Annotated in this window: 14 protein-coding genes and 1 pseudogene; 8 read left to right on the top strand and 7 right to left on the bottom strand. The window is 69.4% G+C overall.

Going from position 1 to position 20,228, the window contains the following annotated elements; genetic code table 11:
- Window positions 1-35 precede the first annotated feature (35 nt).
- The gene (locus tag AB0J97_RS25260) at window positions 36-941 is read right to left on the bottom strand and encodes an NmrA family NAD(P)-binding protein (protein WP_364092491.1); all 906 of its coding nucleotides are present in this window, start codon (window positions 939-941) and stop codon (window positions 36-38) included.
- Window positions 942-1,782: 841 nt separating this feature from the next.
- Between AB0J97_RS25260 and AB0J97_RS25255 the strand changes: the two genes are divergently transcribed.
- Together AB0J97_RS25255 and AB0J97_RS25250 are read left to right on the top strand one after the other, a co-directional pair.
- Complete coding sequence (locus AB0J97_RS25255; RefSeq protein WP_364092489.1) at window positions 1,783-2,262, top strand: DUF4365 domain-containing protein; 480 nt, start codon at window positions 1,783-1,785, stop codon at window positions 2,260-2,262.
- Window positions 2,259-3,425, top strand: coding sequence for a hypothetical protein (locus tag AB0J97_RS25250; protein WP_364092487.1), 1,167 nt, complete (start codon window positions 2,259-2,261; stop codon window positions 3,423-3,425). The genes AB0J97_RS25255 and AB0J97_RS25250 overlap by 4 nt, the downstream gene beginning before the upstream one ends.
- 25 nt (window positions 3,426-3,450) lie before the next feature.
- Here AB0J97_RS25250 and AB0J97_RS25245 read toward each other — a convergent pair.
- Both AB0J97_RS25245 and AB0J97_RS25240 read right to left on the bottom strand, forming a co-directional pair.
- Window positions 3,451-3,840 (bottom strand): annotated as a pseudogene (locus AB0J97_RS25245) (CoA-binding protein); the annotation flags it as partial.
- A 141-nt stretch (window positions 3,841-3,981) separates the two neighbouring features.
- Window positions 3,982-4,860 carry a LysR family transcriptional regulator gene (locus AB0J97_RS25240; RefSeq protein WP_364092485.1) on the bottom strand — a complete coding sequence of 293 codons (879 nt, stop codon included), beginning with the start codon at window positions 4,858-4,860 and terminating at the stop codon, window positions 3,982-3,984.
- A 141-nt stretch (window positions 4,861-5,001) separates the two neighbouring features.
- Here AB0J97_RS25240 and AB0J97_RS25235 point away from each other — a divergent pair, with 141 nt between their 5' ends.
- The 3 genes from AB0J97_RS25235 to AB0J97_RS25225 are packed head-to-tail and all read left to right on the top strand — an operon-like array spanning window position 5,002 to window position 8,611.
- The gene (locus tag AB0J97_RS25235; protein ID WP_364092483.1) at window positions 5,002-5,616 is read left to right on the top strand and encodes a disulfide bond formation protein DsbA; all 615 of its coding nucleotides are present in this window, start codon (window positions 5,002-5,004) and stop codon (window positions 5,614-5,616) included.
- Window positions 5,617-5,663: 47 nt separating this feature from the next.
- Entirely contained in the window at window positions 5,664-6,848 is a 1,185-nt protein-coding gene (locus tag AB0J97_RS25230) for an MFS transporter (protein WP_364092481.1), read from the top strand.
- 11 nt (window positions 6,849-6,859) lie between these two features.
- Entirely contained in the window at window positions 6,860-8,611 is a 1,752-nt protein-coding gene (locus tag AB0J97_RS25225; RefSeq protein ID WP_364092479.1) for an FAD-binding protein, read from the top strand.
- Between the two features lie 532 nt (window positions 8,612-9,143).
- Here the strand turns inward: AB0J97_RS25225 and AB0J97_RS25220 are convergent.
- From AB0J97_RS25220 to AB0J97_RS25210, 3 genes are all read right to left on the bottom strand, one after another.
- A complete protein-coding gene (locus tag AB0J97_RS25220; RefSeq protein WP_364092477.1) occupies window positions 9,144-9,947 on the bottom strand; it encodes a lantibiotic dehydratase in 804 nt (267 codons plus the stop codon).
- Between the two features lie 93 nt (window positions 9,948-10,040).
- On the bottom strand, window positions 10,041-11,579 hold the full coding sequence (locus tag AB0J97_RS25215; RefSeq protein WP_364092475.1) for an OmpA family protein: 1,539 nt from the start codon (window positions 11,577-11,579) through the stop codon (window positions 10,041-10,043).
- Between the two features lie 537 nt (window positions 11,580-12,116).
- A complete protein-coding gene (locus AB0J97_RS25210) occupies window positions 12,117-13,685 on the bottom strand; it encodes a ricin-type beta-trefoil lectin domain protein (RefSeq protein WP_364092473.1) in 1,569 nt (522 codons plus the stop codon).
- Window positions 13,686-13,823: 138 nt separating this feature from the next.
- Between AB0J97_RS25210 and AB0J97_RS25205 the strand changes: the two genes are divergently transcribed.
- The gene (locus AB0J97_RS25205) at window positions 13,824-14,102 is read left to right on the top strand and encodes a WXG100 family type VII secretion target (protein ID WP_357706071.1); all 279 of its coding nucleotides are present in this window, start codon (window positions 13,824-13,826) and stop codon (window positions 14,100-14,102) included.
- A gap of 54 nt (window positions 14,103-14,156) precedes the next feature.
- On the opposite strand, the gene AB0J97_RS25200 is transcribed toward AB0J97_RS25205, so the two are convergent.
- Window positions 14,157-18,551, bottom strand: coding sequence for an FtsK/SpoIIIE domain-containing protein (locus AB0J97_RS25200; protein WP_364092471.1), 4,395 nt, complete (start codon window positions 18,549-18,551; stop codon window positions 14,157-14,159).
- A gap of 130 nt (window positions 18,552-18,681) precedes the next feature.
- Here AB0J97_RS25200 and AB0J97_RS25195 point away from each other — a divergent pair, with 130 nt between their 5' ends.
- Both AB0J97_RS25195 and AB0J97_RS25190 read left to right on the top strand, forming a co-directional pair.
- Window positions 18,682-18,954: a hypothetical protein gene (locus AB0J97_RS25195; RefSeq protein ID WP_364092469.1), complete on the top strand. Its 273-nt coding sequence runs from the start codon at window positions 18,682-18,684 to the stop codon at window positions 18,952-18,954.
- 1 nt (window position 18,955) lies between these two features.
- The gene (locus AB0J97_RS25190; RefSeq protein WP_364092467.1) at window positions 18,956-20,227 is read left to right on the top strand and encodes a hypothetical protein; all 1,272 of its coding nucleotides are present in this window, start codon (window positions 18,956-18,958) and stop codon (window positions 20,225-20,227) included.
- Window position 20,228 lies beyond the last annotated feature (1 nt).

Here is a 20,228-nt window from a genome sequence, read left to right as displayed (position 1 = left end):
AGGACGTCGCGCGAGGTGACGACCTTGCGGGCGGTTCAGCCCAGGTAGAAGTCCCGGCGAGCGGCCACGAACGCCTCGATCGTCCCGGCCGGCACGCCGGTCACCCGTTCGACGTCGTCGGAGGCGCGGTCGTAACGGTTCTCGCGGTGCAGCCGGGCCATGGTGGCGATGTGCTCCTCGGTGTGCGGCGGCAGGCCCGCCTTGGCAAGCACCTCGGCCCGCCATCGGTCCAGGGGGACGTCCAGGTAGGACACGGTACGCCCCAAGGCCCGCGAGAACTCCTCCGCCATCTCCGTCATGTCGACCGTGCGCGGCCCGGTCAGCTCGTAGACATGCCCCACGTGCGGAACGGGGTCGCGCAGCACGGTGGCGACCACCCGGGCGACGTCGTCCACGGCGATCGGCGACGTGCGCCCGGTGCCGAAAGGCAGCTCGATCGTGCCGTTCTCCCGGATCGACCGTGCCGCCAGTGTGGTGAACAGCGGATTGTCCAGGAACGACGTCGGCCGGATGTGTACCACCGGCAGGCCGGACCAGTCGAACATCTGCTCCGCCAGCCAGTGCAGTCGCTGCTGATGCGACTCGGCAGTGCTGGTGGCGGTCATCTGGGACACCGTCATCTGCGACATGTCGACCAGGCCCACCAGTTCCCCTTGCGCCTTCGCGACCGTGGCCACCACGGTCGCCGCCAGCAGGTGGTCCGGCGACACGGGCATCGCGAAGTACATGCGCCCGGCTCCTTCCAGCGCGGCGGCGACGGTCTCCGGCCGGGTCAGATCGCCCACGACCACCTCCGCGCCCCGCGCACGCAGGTCCGCGGCGCGATCACCGTCCCGGTGAACCATGACGCGCACCGGCACGTCCTGCGCGCGCAATTGATCCAGGACCGTGCGGCCGACGTCGCCGGCCCCGGCGATGAGAACAAGGTTGCTGACGGCCATCGGTCGATCTCTTCCTGGTGGTTGACCATGTGTGCGAAGGTGCGATCGCACGGGCATGTCGGTGTGAATCGCGCAGCGTGATCCCACGGCAGGTGTACCCCGCTTGAGCCGGATGAGCCAGGAGGGAGAGAGGTGGCGCGCTCTCGCAGCGGCCGACATCTGCCCGGCCGACGGTCGGTCGCCTGACTTGCCCCCACGTCGAACATCTTTTCAAGATCACCTCTGGCGGGCTCGCCCCGGCCGCACCACCCCGAGCTCCGTCAAGAGCCGTGATCAGCATCTGTCCAGTCTCGGCTGCTACGTTCGCCCGGGTGTGGAGACTTCCGCCCGCATCGTCGCCGAACACGACCCATGGCACGCGGCCGCCGTCCCGTCGACCACCCGCACGTTTCTCAACTGGCGCGTGGCGGCTCCTGGGCCAAGATCCCGGCAGCGTTGCCGGGCGCTGGCGGATTCCGCTGGGAAGATCGGCTGCGCGCTAGGAAGGGATGTCGCGACCGGCTGTGCCCATCGGCACGCCGCGAGGGCTTGCTGGGACGGTCTCCTGTGTGGTGTCCAGGCGGCACGGAGGCCGCTCGGCGTCCTCGTCTGAAGCCATTGTGCCATCGAACTGCTGTCCGCTTGCTCCCTGTCAATGTCCGGAAGGGACAAGAAGGGCGCCCGTGTGCCATTACGTTTTATGGGGCTTCACTCAATCTGCTCGTAGAGGTTTGCCCGGAAGCGGCCCTGAAGCGTATTTAGGACATCCAGATGGGATGCTTAACGATCGCTGATATGTGAGTAAGATCACGATCTCGTTGCATAGAATGACATTCTGGTTAGTCGACGGTAGCGTTCCGATGTGGGCAACTTGGACATTTCCGCTTGCAAGGAATGGTTCAGCGTCGCTTATGTGGAAGCGCTGGCGTACGCCGCGGGGTACGCTGTGACCATTGTCCATGTAGACCATTTCGGGGTTGATCTGGAGCTTCGCGATCGGGCTTTACGGGTGGATGTGCAGATGAAGTGCACTAATGAGCCGGAGACGAAGTCTGACCATATCGCCTACTCCCTCGACACGCGTACTTACAACCTGCTCAGCGATCCAGGGAGGAATGTCCCGGCTTATCTGTTCGTCGTGGAGGTGCCGTCGAGCAAGGCGGACTGGGTGAGCTGCGGCACCGATGGAGTGCATCTGCGGCGCTGCGGCTACTACACCAGCATGTCCACGCTGAAACCAACCCACAACAAGGCGGCCAAGTCCGTCAAGGTGGCGAGGGCGAACCGGTTGACGGTCGCGTCGCTGGACCAGCTCATGCGCAAGGCAAGGGGCGGGCGGTGACCAACATCGACGCGCTTGCTTCCGAAGTCACTCCGGCAGGTCTACGGGCCTACCTGAAAGCCAACTCCTGGCATTTCGAGGGCAAGCCGCTCCCGCGTATGGAGTTATGGGCCAGAGATTCATGGGAAGTTCTGATCCCGCTGAACCGCCAGGCCTCGGACTATCCACGGAGAATCAGGAACTTCATCGAAGACATCGCAGGCGAACGTGGCTCCAGGACCGAGGAGATCGCGACCGAACTCCGCTACATCGAAGATGACGTCATCGACCTGGAGTTCGATGACGATCGCTCCCGAATCCCGCTCTCCGAGGCGGCGAAGCTCATGGAAGGCGCCAGATCGTTCGCCGTCGCCAACGCCTGCTCGGCCATGCACCGCCGTTCCTACCACGGCCGCTCGCAACCACGCCGCGCCCGTGAATACGCCGATTTCGTCGGTATGGGACACACGCGGGAAGGCAGCTTCATCATCCCCATCGTCAGCCCGATCGGTGTCATGAAGCCCGTGATCATCGAGGGCGACCAGGAACCGTTGATCGACGTCCAATCGGAGATCAACTACTTCCCGAGGCGCGTCACCGGCATCATGGCCGACGTCCTGCGTGAGATACACGAGCTGGCCGTCGTCAGAGAACGGATACCGCCGAAGGAAGATCTGAACCGTGCAGTCGTCGCCGGATTGTCGGCCGACGCGTGCGCCGCCCTGGCGGCGATGGTCTCCGCACCGAATGGCAGTGACCTGGACATCACCTTCCAATGGGCCCTGACGGCGGCCCCGCCGCGGGCGGGCGGTGACACCGTCGAGTTCCCGACGGAAGCAGCAGGAGCCATCAGAGAGATCGGCCACCTTCTTCGTGACCATGTCAGAGTGGAGGACACCGTCATCTACGGGTTCGTCAGCTCCCTCGATCGGGATCCGGACGACGAAGAAGGCGTCGTCAAGGTGAAGGCCCTGGTCGGCAACCGGGTACGGCCCGTCAAGATAGTCTTGAGAGGGGACGCCTACCACACCGCGGTGGAAGCGCACGACCTCAAGCTCCGTGTCATCGTCACCGGGCCCATGATGAAGACCGGCACAGGGACGCTTTCCATGCCTCGAGTGCATCTCTTCAGAGTCGACGACTACCTTCCCTTGGAGACGAGCGCGCAGAGCCGATCGGCGTAGGAGAAGAGCCGCCGTTCCACCCCGTTCAGATGACGCGGCTGATCGTTCCCACCCCCTCGGATTCGGGGTTGCGCCATCCCGTCGTCAAGGTGACATTCCTGAAGGTTCGGCCTGGTTGTCGCCGGGGCTCGCGCGGTGCGGCGGTGTTGATGATGCCCAGGCAGTTCGGGCCGATGAGCCGCATCGCGGAAGAGCGGCAGATGCGCAGCAGCTCCGACTCCGCGCCGGGATGCCCGGCCTTGGCGAACCCCGACGTCAGCACCACCAGCCCGGCGACGCCCGCCTTCGCGCAGTCGCGCGCCACCTCCAGCACCCGCGCGGCGGGCACCGCCACGACCGCGAGGTCCACGCCTTCCGGAACTTCGTCGTGGCAAGGGAGTCCGGCCACTTCGGCGGCGTTGAGGTTGACCGGGAAAACCGCCGTCGATGAGGTTGCGCCGCACCTTGGGTCCGACGGCGCGTTCGTTCCGGCTCGCGCCGATCATCGCCACGGGGCGACGCCTTCGGCCACCCGCGCGAGGAGATCGCCGACATCCTCGGCCGCAGCCCTCGATGGTCAGCGGTCCGGCAGGTCCAGCAGGTCGAGGAACGCGCTCGCCGCCGGGGTGCGTCCGACGCCGCTCCAGATGAGGTACTCGACGCGCATGGGTGCGTCAGTGATCTCGATGGTGGCCAGACCGGTCAGGTGGGGGACGTAGGCCGAAGGCAGCAGCGCGATCGCCAGCCCCTTCCGCACGAGCCGAGCCATCATGAAGTCCGCGGTGGTGACCTCGAACGCGACCTCACGGCTCAGACCCGCGGCGGCGAACGCCTCGTCCGACTGCGCCCGCGCGGCCGAGTGCGGAGGCAGGTCGATGAAGGTCTCGGTAGAGAGCCGGGCGAGGTCGACGGTCGGTTCGCCCACCAGCGGGTGGTCGGGGGCGACGACGGCGACCAGCCGGTCCCGGGCGAGTTCGCGGGCGTTGACGCCCACCGGTCGCGCGCTGGTGGGCAACCCGAGGAAGGCGACCTCGATCCTGCCCTGTCTGACCTGCTCGGTGAGTTCTTCGCTGCCGCCGACCCGGATGTTCAGCTGGACCTGGGGATATCTGTCGCGGAACCGGCTCAGTGCGTCCGGGATGTCGACGGCGGCCACGGTGGGGATGAGGCCGAGGGCGAGCCTGCCGCGCACCTCGCCGGTCACCGCGGCGACGTCGGCGGCCGCCCGCTCCGCGGCGTTGAGGCTCTCGCGGGCCGCGGCCACGAACGCCTTCCCGGCCGGGGTGATGCGCACGTGGCGGCTGGTGCGCTCGAACAGCCGCGCGCCCAGTTCCCGTTCGAGACTGGCGATCTGGCGGCTCAGCGCCGACTGGACGACCAGGCACTGCTCCGCCGCCCGGGTGAAGCTGTTCGTCTCGGCGACGGCGAGGACGTAACGCATCTGCTGGAGTTCCATGCATCAATGATGGTTCGGCATCACTGAAGTGACAACAATGCGTTGGACTCATTGTCGGCGCGCCGCAAGACTCGAGTCGTGGCAAGGCCACCATCGGGACTTCGGAGGTGAACGGATCGTCATGGCCATGCGCCAGAGAAAGTGACCGCGATCGACGTCTGGGTCGATCCGCGCTGTCCGTGGGCGTGGATCACGTCGCGGTGGCTGCTGGAGGTCGAGCGGGTCCGGCCTGTGCGGACACGGTTCCACATCATGAGCCTCTCGGTGCTCAACGAGAACCGGGAGGTGCCGGAGAAGTACCGGCAGGCGCAGATCGAGGGCTGGGGTCCGGTGCGGGTGTGCGTCGCCGCGGCGCAACAGTACGGGGAAGCGGTACTGCGCCCGCTGTACGAGGCGATGGGAGCGCGGATTCATCTCGAGGGCGCCGGCCTGGGCCGGGACATGATGCTCGCCGCGCTGCGTGCCGTCGCCCTGCCGGACACGCTCGTCGACGCGGCGGAGGACACCCGCTATGACACGGCGTTGCGGGCCGGCCACCACGCGGGGATGGCTCCGGTCGGCGGCGAGGTGGGCACCCCCGTCATTCACGTTCCCGGTCCCGCCGGCGACCGGATCGCCTTCTTCGGTCCCGTCATCACCCCGGCGCCGCGCGGCGAGGCCGCGGGCGCGCTCTGGGACGGGGTCGTCACCGTCGCCGCGACGGACGGGTTCTTCGAGCTGAAGCGCGGCCGCGACCGCGAACCCAGCTTCTCCTGACTTCGCACTCTTCTCCGCTCCTGCGGGGAACGTTCGTAAGGACACGTATGACCACTGTCAGTACTGAATCGCGCTCACAGTTCCGGGCGTGGCTGGGCGTCGCAGCCATCACCGCGAGCCTGTTCGTCTTCGTCACCACCGAGCTGATGCCCGTCGGGCTGCTCACCCCGGTCAGCGCGGGACTGTCCGTCTCCGTCAGCCTCGCGGGCATGATGGTGACGCTGTACGGCATCTCCGCGGGCGTGGGGGTGCCGTTCCTGGTCGCGTGGAGCCGTACGGTGAACCGCCGTGCTCTCCTCGCCATGCTGCTGGTGATCATGGCACTCGGCAACCTCGTCACGGCCGTGTCGCCGAACTTCCCGATCGTCCTGGCCGCCCGGCTCGTCACCGGGTTCGCACACGGCGTGTTCTGGGCGATCGGCGTCGCCATGGCGATGCGGCTCGTCCCCGGTGAGAAGGCCAGCAAGGCCGCCGCGGTCGTGCTCTCCGGCATGTCGATCGCCACCGTCGTGGGCATGCCGCTGGGCACGCTCATCGAGAGCCTCACCGACTGGCGCACCACGTTCCTCATCTGGAGCGGCCTGAGCCTGGCGGTGCTCCTCGCCGTCGTGCTCACGCTTCCGTCGCTGCCGTCCCAGAGCGCCATCCCGGTGCGCGCGGTGTTCGCGCTGCCGATCCGGAACGGGCGGCTGCGGGGCGTGATGATCACCGTCGCGCTGTACGTGCTCGGGCACTTCGGGGCGTACACGTTCATCCGCCCCTTCATGGAGCAGCGTGCCGGGGCGTCGGCGGCGTGGGTGACCGGGCTGCTGATCGTCTTCGGGGTCGGCGGCGCGGTCGGCAACTTCGTCGCCGGGCACACGGTCAACAAGAACATGCGCGCGACGTTCGTCGTCGCCTGCACCGGGCTCGTCACCTCGCTGCTGCTACTCCTGGTGATCGGCGACAGCCCGGCGGGTCTGGCGGTCGCCGTGGTGATTTGGGGGTTGTCCTTCGGCGCCGCCAACCTCTGCCAGGTCAACATGATGCTCGCCGCGGCCCCGGACACCTTCGAGGCCGCCATGTCCCTCAACACCATGGGCTACAACATCTCGATCGCGCTCGGCGCGCTCCTGGGCGGACTGTTCGCGGACGGCTTCGGGACCACGGGCGCGGTCTGGTTCGGCGTCGCGCTGACGGCGACCGCACTACTGACCGCCTTCAGCTCGCACCGCGACGCCGCGCACGCCTGAGAGGGGCACACGTGAACACCAGCACGCACAACAGGGCGATCCGCGTGACGGCACTGGACCACATCGTCCTGAACGTCGAGGACGTCGACCGCTCGCTGCGGTTCTACAGCGACATCCTGGGCCTCGAGGCCGAGCGGGTCGACAAGTGGCGCCGCGGCCAGGTCTCCTTCCCCTCGGTCCGTATCGACGCGGCCACGATCATCGACCTCGTCGAACGCCCGCGCGGGGAGTCCAACGTGGACCACATCTGTCTGGTCGTGGCGCCGCTCGACTGGCCGGCGGTCATCGACGCCGGAGTGCTCGACGTGGTCCAGGGCCCGGTTGTCCGCTCGGGCGCCCGCGGCGACGGCCAGTCGATCTACGTCCGCGACCCCGACGGCAACACCGTCGAACTCCGCTGGTACCCACAGGACCTCGACCAGCCCCCGCTCGACGGCGAGTTTGTGCGTGACCCCGCGACCCGCGAGCGGGCCGCGGCCGACTTCGGCCACGTCGTGCACACCGTCCCCGAGGCGGTGCTCCGCCCCGGCTCGGTCGCGGACGTCGCCGCCGTCGTGCGGTGGGCGGCCGGCGCCGGCAGGCAGGTCGCTGCCCAGGGCGCGGGGCACTCGGTGTACGGCCGGTCCCTGGTCGAGCGCGGCGTTGTCATCGAGATGTCCGGACACAACACGATCCACCAGGTCGGCGCGGACCGGATCGTCGTCGACGCGGGTGCGACCTGGGGCGACGTCCTCACGGCCGCGCTCCGCGACGGCCGCACTCCACCGGTCCTCCCCGAGTACCTCGACCTGACGATCGGCGGCACCGTCACCGTCGGCGGCGTCGGCGGCACCAGCTGGCGGCACGGCGTCATGAGCGACTCCGTGCTCGCGCTCGAGGTCGTCACCGGCGACGGACACGTCCGCACCTGCTCACCCGGTGAGCGCCCGGACCTGTTCGACGCCGTGCGCGCCGGACTCGGCCAGGTGGGCGTCATCACGCGGGCGACCCTGCGACTGACGGCGGCGCCCGAGACCGTCCGCAGGTACCAGCTCTTCTACTCCGACCTCGACGCGATGCTCACCGACCAGCGCCTGCTCCTCGACGAGGGCAGATGGGACTACCTCCAGGGCCGCGCCGTCCCCGGCCGTGAAGGCGGCTGGACCTACCTCGTCGACGGGGCGGCGCTGTTCTCCGGCGAGGCGCCCGACGACGACGCCATGCTCGCGGGACTCGCCGACGACCGCGCGAAGGCGACCATCGGCACACACGACTACCGCACCTACACCGACCGGTTCACGCCCCTGGAGAACGCCCTGCGTGACGCCGGGCGCTGGGATTCCCCGCACCCATGGCTGTTCACCTTCATAGGGGCGTCCCGCGCGGGTGCGGTCCTGGCGGAGACGCTCGCCGGGCTCACCGTGGGCGACCTCGGCGACCACGGCGTCGTCTCGGTCCTGCCGCTGCGGACGAGCGCCGTACGCAGCCCGCTGTTCCGGCTCCCCGCGGAGCCGGTGGCGTTCGCGATGAACCTCATGCGATATCCGACACCGGGCCCTGCCGACATGGTCGCCGCCATGGTGGCCGATAACCGCGCCATGTATGAGAGGGTCGTCGCGGCGGGCGGCACGCTCAACCCGGCCAGCGCCCTGCCCATGTCCGCCCGCGACTGGCAGGCCCACTTCGGTCCGGTGTGGGACCGGCTCGCCGCCGCCAAGCGGGCGTATGACCCCGGCCGCGTCCTCACCCCCGGCTACGAGGTTTTCCCGAGGCAGGACGGGTGAGGAGTTCTGTCTAGGAGGCGGCACACCGGGGACTGGCAGAGACCGTTGATTGAGTGATCTGTATTTGCCCGTGCGGAAAGATCCGTGGTCACTTTGTGTACGAGGCAGTGATCGATTAGAGGACACTGTGCTCGGTGCGTGCTCGCGCGGCCCGTCAGGATTGGGCGCACCAGGGCACCCAGAGCGCTCGCAGGCGGTACGAATCATCATCAATTGGCACGGCACGGCATTTAAGAATTTTGCTACTAATCCGACGGTCGCAGGTTCGATTCCTGCGGGGCGCGCCCTGATCATGATCTCGCCTGTAATGCCCTGGCGTCGAATACGGTCCAGAATGCCCGGGCGGCCTGGCCGAAGACTCATGGCAACCACGGTGGAGGGCGCAACGGCGTCAATGCCCAGAAACAGCTGCGGAGAGGCGGGGATGACGGCGGTGTTCAGGCATGTGCTCAGCGTGGGGGAGATGCTCACGGGTCCGGAGGCGGATCGGCGTGTTGTGGTGTGTTGTCCTGGATGGCGTGGGTGCGCGGCGTTACAGCTCGGCTGCCCGCTGCGCGACGGTGGCACGGGCCCCGCATCTGTGCAGGCTGTCGAGTGCCCGGACGTAGGGTTCGGTGAAGGCGGGCTGGTGGGCGGAGGTCGCCGAACAAGGTCTCGTCCTCCAGGAAGGGCCAGGGGTCGGTGAGCTGGCGGGCCGCCCGGTCCGGCAGCTCGGTCCGGCGCCGGTGCACCAACCAAGAAAGCGATGGGAGGTGGGGGCCATTGGTCTGGAATTCGGATGTGCCATACGGCTCGCATTCCCTCGCCGTCTGAGCAGCCGGCTCAGATGGCTGAGCTCGACCGCCTCAGGGCCTGCCTCGGTCAGGTAGAGGCGGCCGTCCCGGAAGCCGACCGCCAGGTCGCCCGGGAACAGCACCCCTTTGCCGAGAGGCCGGAACTCCCCGACTCTGACCAGGCGCGGCAGCGCCTGCGGGGCGCGGGTGAGCAGGTCGGCCGGGACACGGCACGGGTGGAACGACGACTGGGCCAGTTCCGCGCCGGGCTCGACCGTGGGCAGGACGGCATGCGCCATGCCGAAGCGCGGGAACAGGCGCCAAGAACGGCCGTGCTGCGTACCGATCGCGTTGACGCATATGGCTGGGTCCAGGTCAGCTGCATGCACGCCGGCCCCTTCGAACGGCGTGCGACGGGACGCCGTCGATGCAGCGTGCAGTATCACTCCTGGAATCGCGGCAGCCAGGTGCCTCGCCGTGGCCGAGCGGATGGACCGGATGCCGGTCGCCGTACACGATCGAGGTTGGCGCGTTGATCGGTGACAGCGGGGCGAGCAGGGCATGGGCGTCCATCCACGACCGGCGCGCCGCCCTGACCGGGAGTGCGACGGCTGTGCGGAGTCCCGCTTGCGGTCGTGCCCCGGCCTCCCGGCCGGTCAGCGTTCGATGGGGACTGCCGGGTAGACGCCTCCGTTGGCCACTTCCAGCGTGATGCTCGTGCGATCGTCCGGCGGGGCGGGATAGTAGACGTAGGCTCTGCTGGTCTCGCCCGCATCCAGGGCGGGCACGTAGTTCTCGACGAACTCCGTGTACATCTTGAGCGGGTGGTAACGCGCCTTGGTGACCGGATCGACAAGGATGAAGGCGCCGAAATCGGAGCCGGCGGAGAACTCGTGATCCCACCCCGAGAAAGGAACGGGGAACGGAACGAACGTGCCATCGTTCGTCTTGGTGATGTCGAAGGAGGCCACCACGTAGGCGCCGTCACGATAGAGCGGCAGCACGTCCACCTTGAGCTTGTCTGGCTGGCTGTGGAATGACCAGGTGAAACCGGCCACCCGCGCTCCTGGATCGGCGCGGAAGGGGGCCGCCGCTCCCGTGGAGCCGCGTACTTGGCCGGGGGAGGGGCTCGTGACGGTGGCCACGTCCGGGCTCTGTCGCTTGATGGAGTAGGAGATCTCTACGCGGCGGTTCCTGGCCCGTCCTGCCGGATTGTCGCTGCCGTCCTGCTTTTGGTTCTTGGCGATCGGCTCGCTCTCGCCCTTTCCGTCCGGTCGGTACTGGTAGTCGCTGCCGAGCCTGGCGGCCAGATACTTCTGCACCGCTTCGGCTCGTTCGACCGACAGGGTCTGGTTGTAGTCGTCGGCGCCCTTGTCGTCGGTGTGGCCGGTGATGGTGATGGGCGGTTTGGCGGGGTCGGCCCGTCGCCTGGTCTCTTCGACCACGTCGTCGAGGACGGCCGCCGCCTTCGTGCTCAGCCGCGCTTTGTCGAAGGCGAACAGGACGTCGGTGCGCAGGCCGATCGTCTCGGTGTCGCCCGCCTGGGTAGTGGTCTTCACCGGTGTCTCCACCAGTTCGTTCACGTCGGAGACGGCTGACCAGATCTCCCCGACCGGCACGACGACGGGCCACTGGAACGTGTCGCCGGTCTTCGGCAGCTCAGGGGAACTGCGCTCGCGGGCGGTCGGCTCAGCGCCGCCGTCGGTGACCGGGATGCCGGTCATCGGGCCCATCGGCATGTCAGGCACGATCGACATCGTCCTGGCGGCGGCGGGAAGCGGCGGGAAGTAGACCTCCACCGGATAGCGCACGCCTGGCACGAAGTCGTCGGGATAGTCGAAAGCGGACTTGCGGTGCCTGGTGCCGAAGGCGTCGCCGTTGTGGTCGTTCTCGCGCAGGGTGAAGTAGACCTTCCTGTCGATCGGGTCGAACAACCTGAACCTGGCGAAGGAGGTCGGCATGGTGCCGTAGCCGAAGTCGCCGGCGGTGTTGGTGGTCGCCGTGGTCATGATGTCCATGCGTAGCACGGTCAGCTTGGCGTGCCGCTCGATGGCCCGAATTTTGATCTTGAAGGGGTTGGCGATGTAGAAACCGACCATGCCCTCGCTCACGTAGCCCGCCTCCGCGGTAGCCGGGGTGGAGGGCGGCACCGAGGGGCTGGTGCTGGAGGCCGCGGCTGTCGGGGTGTCGCGCACCGGCTGATCCTTCGGCCCGCATGCGCAGGTCAGGGTCGCTGTGAGCACAAGAACGGTCGCTCGCAAAAGGTGCATACCGACACAATCTTTCAAGTCTGACAAGTCAGCCCTCCAGGCTATGGATCACCTGAGTGGCACACCTGCAGATCGGCCGAACCATCCTGTCGATTCGCGAGCGGACGGCACCGCCAGGCGTCCGGCCTCGGGCATGTCGACCCGCACAGCCAGATGCCGGCCCCCTGGGGTGCCTACGACGCCGCCGAGCACGACGAACGCGTGCGCAGCCCAATAGTTTCACCCTCCGCTTATATAAGTCAATGCCGATAAAGCGGAGGATGGGCGGGGAAGATCTCGGGAAGTGGTTCGAGCAGGCGATCGAGTGCCGTAGTTCTGCTGGGTGTGCCTCAACGCAGACTCATCGTCCTCGCCCGGCAGGCCGAGCCCCGCCGCGCAAGAGCGTCACGGACGGCGGCCAGTGGATCTCAGGCCGTCGAGCACGTGGAGCGAGAACGGATCAACCCCCGTGACGAACTGCTCCTATTGGATGAGCCACTGCTGGTCACGGTAGCTGCTGTTGCAGGCCCACAGGGTCACCCTCTTGCCGGGTGTCGCCTCGCTGTGCGAGATGACCAGGCACAAACCTGTCGCGGCGTTGACCAGCCGGCCGCCCTGATGGCTCCAGTACTGGACGGAGCCGCCGTTGCATGGGTTCTGAACGGCGGGCTTGCCCGGCTTGCCCTCGCCCTTGCCCAGGCACATCCCGGACGCCTTGTTGACGAGCTGGCCGCCCTTGCGGATCCACTGCTGCTCGGGGCCGTTCGTGCAGGTCCACTGGATCACCGCCTTGCCCGCGACGGCTTCGCCGTGGGGGACGGCCAGGCACAGTCCGGTCGCCTGATTCCTGACGGTCGAGGCGCGCTGGGCAAGCGTCGGAGTGGGAGCGGGGGTGGGCCGTACGGTCGGCTCCTGGGGCTTTGGCGATTCCGTGGGACGCGTAGGGGTGGGAGTGACGGTCTTGGTCACCGTGGGCGTCGGCGTGGGCCTGCGCTTCTTCCTGGTCGGGGTCGGGACCGGCTGCGGATAGACCGGGACCTGCACCGTCACCGTGGGGTTCGGAGTGGGCCGCTTGCGCTTCTTCCTCGCCGGAGCGGGCGTGGGCGTGGGGGTCGGTGTGGGGGTCGGCGTGGCGGCCGGGCGCGCGTTGTTCGCGAGCAGCGTGGTCTTGGGTGGCTCGTCCCGGCCGCCCAGCAGCAGCCATCCGGCGACCACGCCGATCACCGTCACCACCGCGATCCCGGAGATGACGGGCACCCGCAGGTCGCGCTTCTTCCTGGGCGCGGGCGGCCGCACCTGCGGTTGCTTCCGGGCGGCCGGAGCGGGAGCGGACGGGGTGCCGCTGATCAGCAGCTGCTGCGCGTACTGCGCGGGCGGGCGGGCGGCCGGGTCCTTGGCCAGGCAGGCGGCAACGACGTCGCGTAACGCGCCGGACATCGTCCCCAGGTCCGGCTGACCGCGCAGGATCCGGTCGAAGACGGCGGCGGGCTCGCCGTCGCCGAACGGCGGGCGTCCCGTCGCGACGTGGACGATGGTGCAGGCCCAGGCGAACATGTCGCCCGCCGGGGTGAACTCGTCCGCGGCGACCTGCTCAGGGGCCGTGTAGGCCGGGGCGCCGCCGCGCGAGAGGCCGAACCCGGTCACGGTGGCACCTTGCGGGCCCTGGATCACGTTGCCGGGGTGCAGGTCACCGTGGACGATCCCGGCGCCGTGCAGCGCGCCGAGCGCGGTGAGCGTCCTGATCGCGGCCTGGTCGAGCTCATGGCCGCCACGCGGTCCTTCGACCGACACCAGCTCGGCGAGGGACGGCCCGGGCACGAACTCGCCGGCCACGTACGCCCATTCGCCCACGCTGCCCACCTCGACCACGCGGGCGGTGCAGAAGGGCGGCAACTGGGCCAGCAGGTCGTACCCGCCGGGTGGCAGGAACGCGTGGATCGCCACGGCGAGGCCATCCGCCCGCCGCCCGCAGAAGACGCGCTCGCCCAGCCGTCCTTCGAGCCGGTACCCGCCGATCGCGACGGGGTCGTTGCCACGTAGTGCCTGGATCATCGCCAAACCTCCGGAGGCCCAAAGCTAGCAACAATTGAGGCGGACGTGGCTTATGTTGACAATCTCCGTCAAACCCGATCCGGGTGCCTCTATTGTTGTGCGCTGCGATCACCACGAATGGTTCGGAAGGGACAACAAATGCCCCCCAGGCTTGGCGCGACCCCCGAGGCACTTGAGACGATGGGCAAGACGTTCGCTCAGCAGGGCGAGGCGGCGCAGTCGATGAAGGCGGCGCTCGACGCCCAGGTCCAGCAGATCCCCGACGTCTGGTCCGGCGGCAACGCGGAGAAATTCAAGGCGGCGTGGGAGACGTACAAGAAGACGTTCGACAATCTCCAGCGCGACCTGCAGGAAGCCCAGCAGGGCATCCAGAAGCAGAAGGCGGCGCTCATCGCCACCATGGGCGGGGGCGGCTGACCGGCGCGTCCCGCCGGACGGAGGAGCGGCGGCCGTCCCGCCGCTCCTCGCTCCTCAGGGAACGGCCACCTGCACACGTTCCCACGTGCCGCCCCTGAACAGCAGAGCCCGGCCGGGCGGCCCGATCCCGGTGGCGACGCTGCGCGGGAGCTGGACGCCGAACAGGTCGCCCTGGCCTGGCTGGTTGGGCCGCAACAGGAGCCCCGACCGGGTCCGCTTCATGGCCACGACGGGGCCCGAGTACATGCTGTCCAGGTCGTCGACGTTCCCGGCGCCGATCACGAGGTTCCCGCTGTCCCGCGACTCGCCGACGTGATCGGTGATCCAGTCCGCGAGCGGGCCGGAGTTCCCCAGCAGCTCCAGGTCGTCGATCAGCAGCGCGCAGCGGCCCGGGGCGGCGACGGCCTCGCGTACCCGCTCGGCGTCGGCGTCGCCGCCGAAGCAGGCCCGGACGCCCGGACGGTCGCCGAACTCGCGCAGAGGGCTGAGCCGCGGGGTGACGAGCACCGCCTGCCATCCCCTGTTCAGCAGGCACGTCAACATCGTGCACAGGGCCGTGCTCCGGCCCGACTTCGGCGTCCCGGCGACCACCAGCGCCGGGCCGTCCTCGCCGGTACGGAAGAACCGCGCGCCCAGCGTGTCGCCGCCCACCCCGACCACGACCGCGTCCGGCGGCGGCTCCTGACCGGCCAGCGCGAGCGTCTCGGCCAGCGTGATGCCGGACGGCAGCGCGTCCACGCGGAACGGCCGCCGCCCCGGCGGCAGGCTCCCGTGCCGGCCCTTCGCGGTACGCGCCACCTGGTGCAGGGCCGCGACCTGCGCCGTGCCGGCCGGATCGCGGTCGAGGAGCGCGACCTGCACCTCCCGCAGCTCGGACGTCGCGCGGAAGGCGCGGCCGGCGGGCATGTGCTCGGGAACGTCCCTGGTCTTCATCCCGACGTAGGTGTAGTCGGTGGGGTCGGTGAGCCTGAGCACCAGCCGGTCGTCGAAGAGCGTGGCGATCCGCCCGACCAGTGTGCTGCGGTCACCCGTCAGCACCACCTTCACCCCGGCGCCCGGTCCCTCCTGGAAGATCTGCATCCACTGGTCGATCAGCACGCCGTGGTCGACGGACTCGAAGGCCGCGTGGAAGCCCTCCCAGCGGTCGAAGAGCACGAGGACGTAGGGCAGCCGCTCCTCCGGCCGGACCGCGGCCCGCTGCTCGGTGACGTCGGCGAAGCCCTGCGCGGACAGCGCCTGCTGGCGCTCGACGATCGTCTCCAGGAGGCGTTTGGTCAGCCGTCCCAGCCGGTCGGGTGAGTCGCGGCCGACGACCGCGCCGCAGTGCGGCATCCCGGCCAGGGGCAGCAGGGCGTTGTTGCCGCAGTCCACGCCGTACAGGTGCACGTCGGCCGGGCCGCACAGGAGGCCCGCCGACGCGGCGATCGCGCGCAGCACGGTCGAGCGCCCGGTACGCCCGCCGCCCACCACGAGAAGGTGCCCGGCCGTGGCGAGGTCGTAGTACTCGGTCCGCCGCGACTGCTGGGACGGCAGGTCGGCCAGGGCGAACGGCAGCCGCAGCGCCCGCCCGCCGGAGGGCGGCAGCTCGGACATGGTGACGAGCTCGGGCAGCGGAGGCAGCCACGGGCTGCGCGTACGTTCGAGCCCGAGCTGCGTGGCCGCCGCGCCCACCGCCTCCACCAGCACGGACAGGTCGGTCAGCATGGTGGCGTCGTCCTCGTCGCCGCCCACAGGGGCCGCGGGCGGAGTGATGCCGAGGTCCTGCCAGGCGACCGGTTGGACGCGCACCTCCCGCGCCGCCCCCCGGCCCTGGCCCGGACGCCTCCCGCCGATCCGGGCCGACTGTACCGCGTGCAGTGAGGAGGCTCCTGACCTGATGAAACACCGTCCCGGAGTGGTCTTCGAGATCGCGGCGGCGTTGCGGGAGTCGATGACGTCCATGGACTCCTCGTTGCTCGTCACGCGCAGCGCGATCCGCAGGTTGGTGTTGGCCGCGATGTCGGGCGTGACCACGCCGCCGGGGCGCTGCGTGGCCAGGATCAGATGGACGCCGAGCGACCGGCCACGGCGGGCGATGTCCACCAGGCCGAGGATGAAGTCCGGCAGCTCGGTCACCATCGCCGCGAACTCGTCGATGACCAGGAGGAGCCGGGGCATCGGCTCCAGCGGCCGGCCCGCATCGCGGTAGTCGTTGTAGTCCTCGATGTCCTTGGCGTCCCCCCTGAGCAGCAGGTGCTCGCGCCGCCTGAGCTCGGCGGCCAGGGACTCCAGCGCCCGCTCGGTGAGGTGGCCGTCCAGGTCGGAGACCATGCCGACGGTGTGCGGCAGCTTGGCACAGTCCTTGAACGCGCTGCCGCCCTTGTAGTCGATGAGCACGAAGTTCATCTCGTCGGGCCGGTTGTGCACCGCGAGCGAGGCGATCAGCGACTGCAGCAGCTCCGACTTGCCGGCGCCCGTCGTTCCGGCGATCAGCCCGTGGGGGCCGTCGAGGCGCAGGTCCACGCTGTGGATTCCCTCCGCGCCCACGCCGATCGGCACCCGCGTCGTCCGGCCCCTTTCCCACAGGGTGTGGATCTGCTCGGGGCGGGGGCTGGGCAGGCCGAGCAGGTCCAGCAGCCGGGCCGAGGACGGGATGACCGAGTCGGCGTCCTCGCGGCCGATGTCCCGCAGGGGCGCGATCGCCCGGGCCAGCCGGTCGCACCACTCCACGCTGACCTGGTCGCCGACGGCCTCGGGCGGCACGTCGTGCTGGGCGCCGCCGCGCAGCCGTACCAGGCCGGGGCGCTCCGGTTCGCAGACGGCCACGACCGTGCACTCCTCGGGCAGCAGCCGCTGGTCGTCGTCCACGCAGAGGGCGTAGATCCCCACCGTCGGCCCGAGCTGCAGGATCTGCGGGACTCCGGGCAGCCCGCGCAGCGCGCGGGCGCCGTCCAGCACCACCAGCACGTTGTACGGCCGCGCGCTGGCGTACCCGCCGGACGGTCCCTGCCCGAAGGAGAAGAGCGCACCGGCGTCGGGCGACCGGTGGAGTTCCCTGCGCGCTTTGATCTTACCGATCAGCTCGCCGATGCGCCGTGCGGCCGAGTCGGGGTCGTTGCCGACCAGGGCCACGCACTCCTCGCCCTCCCGGGGCACGCAGTGCGGCAGCCACCGGACCCAGTCCCAGTTCGCCACTCCCTGCGGGTCGGCGCTGAGCACGACGACCGCCAGGTCGCGCGGGCTGTGCAGGGCCGCCGCCTGCGCGACCAGCCAGCGGGCGAGCGATCGGGAGGCGGCCGGCCACCCGGTGAGGCCGATGACCCCGGCCTGGGGGAGCGGCAGCACCACGGGCACCGCGTGTGACACCGGAACCGGCGGCTGCTCCTTCATCGCGGACATGACGCCCTGCTCCGGGACAAGCTCGATCTTGGACGGCAGGTCGGCCAGCCCGACCCGCAGATGCAGGGTGTCCGGATCGTGCAGGCGGCGCTCCCAGAGGCGCTGCCGTGGGCCGACGGCGTTCAGGAACACCTCGGCGGGGTCGGGGAACTCGGCCCGGCGATCCCGCTGGTCGGCCCTGCGCAGCTCCTCAAGTCGCTGCTCGAAGGCCGTCATACGGGCCTGGTAGTCCTTCATGGCCTGGCGGTACTGTCTGCGCCCGTACCGCCGGTCGCTCCACCACTGCGCGACCATGGTGATCGGCGTCAGAAGCGCCATGAGCAGGAACCAGGGGGTGGACAGGGCGACGGCCATGACGACGCCGCCCGCCCCGAAGATCACGCTCGCCAGCAGTTGGAGGCGGTGGTAGTCCTGGCGTGCCGGATGGCCGGGCACCTCGACGGTGTGCACGACGGCCGGCTTGTTGAGGCGCGGCGGGCGGTTGTAGGCCAGGTTGCCCTCCGGCATGACGCTCACGTGCGCGTCCGGGGGAGTGGGCGCGGCCAGCGTGAGGAGGGTCATGCCGGCCTTGAGCACCCCGCCGACCGGCCACGGGACCGGCTCGTAGAGCCGCTCGCCGTCCAGCGTGACGCCATCGGCCATGGGCGCCACCATGACGCCGCCCGCCTCCACCCGTAAGTCGGCGACGCAGTCGGGTGCGGCGGGGTCGTCGACCGTGATCGTGCACCACCGGCCCGATCCGACGGTGGCCGTCCCGTAGCCCAGGCGGTGCACGCCACCCGCGGACGGGCCGCCGCTGACCCGCACCTCGGCCACGCCGGCGGGCTGGTCGCCCTTCCTGGTGGCGGTGGCCGCCGTGGCGCTGAAGGCCACGACGTCGCCGTCCCGCAGCGCCGCGGCCACGGGCGCGTCCGGGTGCAGCGGCACGCCGTCCGCCCAGAGGCCCTGCGCCGGAACCTGGAGGTGCTTCTGGAAGGCGTGGACGAGGTGGCCCACGGTGGCGCTCTCGTCGCCGCTGATCACGACGTCGCGCAGCCCCCGGCCGGTCAGCGCGCTGAGGGAGAGGCGCATCAGGAACACCGCCCATTGTTCGCTTTCGCCACGCAGGCAGCATAGCGACCGCCTTTCTCCAGATTTGTCATGATCATTCAGCTATCATGACGCTCCAGGGTGAAATGATCATTCGGAAAGGCTGCTGCGCATGGGTTTTCTAGGCGGAAAACCGGACAACATGGACGCGGGCGCCCAAGGGATGGCCAGCGTTCACTCGAGCCTCACGGGGTTGATGACCGAGGTGACAAGTGCTTTGCGCGGAGTCGCGGCGGCTTCGGAGAACAGCGTCCCTCCGGCCGCCAGTGACGCCACCGCCGGTTTCCGGCGCACGGCCGGGCACCTGACGGCGGACGTGAATTACCTCGGCCAGGCGCTGCGGGCCATGTCGGCGAATCTGCGCAAGACGACGGGAGGCGAATGAGGTGACCGCCCCTTTCAAGGTCCCGAAAGGCGACCCTGGAGCGCTCCGCCGCGAGGCCGCCCGCCTCGGCCGCGCCGGCGAGGACCTGTTCCGGGCCTCCAAGCAGGTCGAGGCCCACGCGGTCACCGCGCTCAACGGCTGGACCGGCATCCATGCCGCCATGTTCGCCGTCAGCGCCGGCGGCACCTTCACTGCGCTGGAAGTCGAAGGAAACGCCCTCAAAGCGGTCAGCCAGGGGGTGAAGAGGTACGCCGCGGCCCTGGAGAAGGCGCAGAAGGAAATGCGCGACTGGATCATCCGGGGATACGAGGACGACGAGAGGGAGCTCGCCAAGCCCGGCTTGTCCGCAGAGCGGCAATCGTACCTGAGAGGCCGATTATTTACCTTTTGGCCGCAAATGGCAGAAGGGAACAAGGGCGACCTTCTGCGGGACGGCGACAAGGCCACCGCACCCCTCTATGCGCTGGCCCAGCTGAAGCTGGAGAAGAAGGCGGACCCCGACCCGAAGGGCCTGCTGGACCGTTTCCGGCACTCGGCGCAGTACAAGGGTTACGCGGCTTTCAAGGGCGCCACGGACCCCGTGCTCGCCTTCCTCGGGCTCCTGGACGGGGGCACCAAGGCCGCCACCGTGTTCCAGTACCTGAAGCAGGGCGTGCTCGGCAAGATGGCCAAGCGCAAGCTCTCCAGGGCCGAGCTCGAGAAGGCGCTGATCACCCAGCTCTGGAGGGAGGGCGGCACACCGCGCGGCGAGCTGGGGGCCAGGGCCCGCGAGCTGGCCGGAAAGATCGCGGCCGCGAACCAGCGGGTGGAGACGGCCGAGCGCATCATGGCCGAGGCGCGGCCCCAGCTCGCGGCCGACCTGGGTGAGGGCCTGGCCGCGGGCAGGTACGCCAAGGTGGCCAAGGGCCTGGCCAAGGGCTCCGCGGTCCTGGGCATCATCGCCGGGGTCGACGACATCCTCAACAATCAGGACACGGGCTGGGTCCGGACCGGCAACTACGTCGCCGGCGGCTCGGGAATCGCGGGCGGCCTGCTGGTCCTGTTCGGCGGCGTCATCGGCTCGTTCACCGGCGCGACGGAGGCGGTCGTCATCACCGGCCTCGCCCTCGGGACCATCTCGGCGGGCTGGACGTTCGGCAAGTGGGGGGTCGAGAAGGGCAAGGAGAACAAGCAGGCCAGGGGCGTCGGCAACTGGCTGAAGAAGCACACGACCGACAAGGCCGTCGACGGCTGGCGGAAGCTCACCTGGTCCTTGACCCATCCTGCGAGGTGAC

It is taken from the genome of Nonomuraea sp. NPDC049607, assembly GCF_040675375.1.
GTDB lineage: Bacteria > Actinomycetota > Actinomycetes > Streptosporangiales > Streptosporangiaceae > Nonomuraea.
This window is presented reverse-complemented; position numbering and strand designations above follow the sequence as displayed.

What these genes read in the sequence shown, in the direction of transcription:
- AB0J97_RS25195 (WP_364092469.1), top strand. Translation starts at nt 18,682, where the DNA reads ATGGGTTTTCTAGGCGGAAAACCGGACAACATGGACGCGGGCGCCCAA.
- AB0J97_RS25200 (WP_364092471.1), bottom strand. Translation starts at nt 18,551, where the DNA reads ATGCGCCTCTCCCTCAGCGCGCTGACCGGCCGGGGGCTGCGCGACGTC.
- AB0J97_RS25230 (WP_364092481.1), top strand. Translation starts at nt 5,664, where the DNA reads ATGACCACTGTCAGTACTGAATCGCGCTCACAGTTCCGGGCGTGGCTG.
- AB0J97_RS25260 (WP_364092491.1), bottom strand. Translation starts at nt 941, where the DNA reads ATGGCCGTCAGCAACCTTGTTCTCATCGCCGGGGCCGGCGACGTCGGC.
- AB0J97_RS25220 (WP_364092477.1), bottom strand. Translation starts at nt 9,947, where the DNA reads ATGCCCTGCTCGCCCCGCTGTCACCGATCAACGCGCCAACCTCGATCG.
- AB0J97_RS25240 (WP_364092485.1), bottom strand. Translation starts at nt 4,860, where the DNA reads ATGGAACTCCAGCAGATGCGTTACGTCCTCGCCGTCGCCGAGACGAAC.
- AB0J97_RS25205 (WP_357706071.1), top strand. Translation starts at nt 13,824, where the DNA reads ATGCCCCCCAGGCTTGGCGCGACCCCCGAGGCACTTGAGACGATGGGC.
- AB0J97_RS25210 (WP_364092473.1), bottom strand. Translation starts at nt 13,685, where the DNA reads ATGATCCAGGCACTACGTGGCAACGACCCCGTCGCGATCGGCGGGTAC.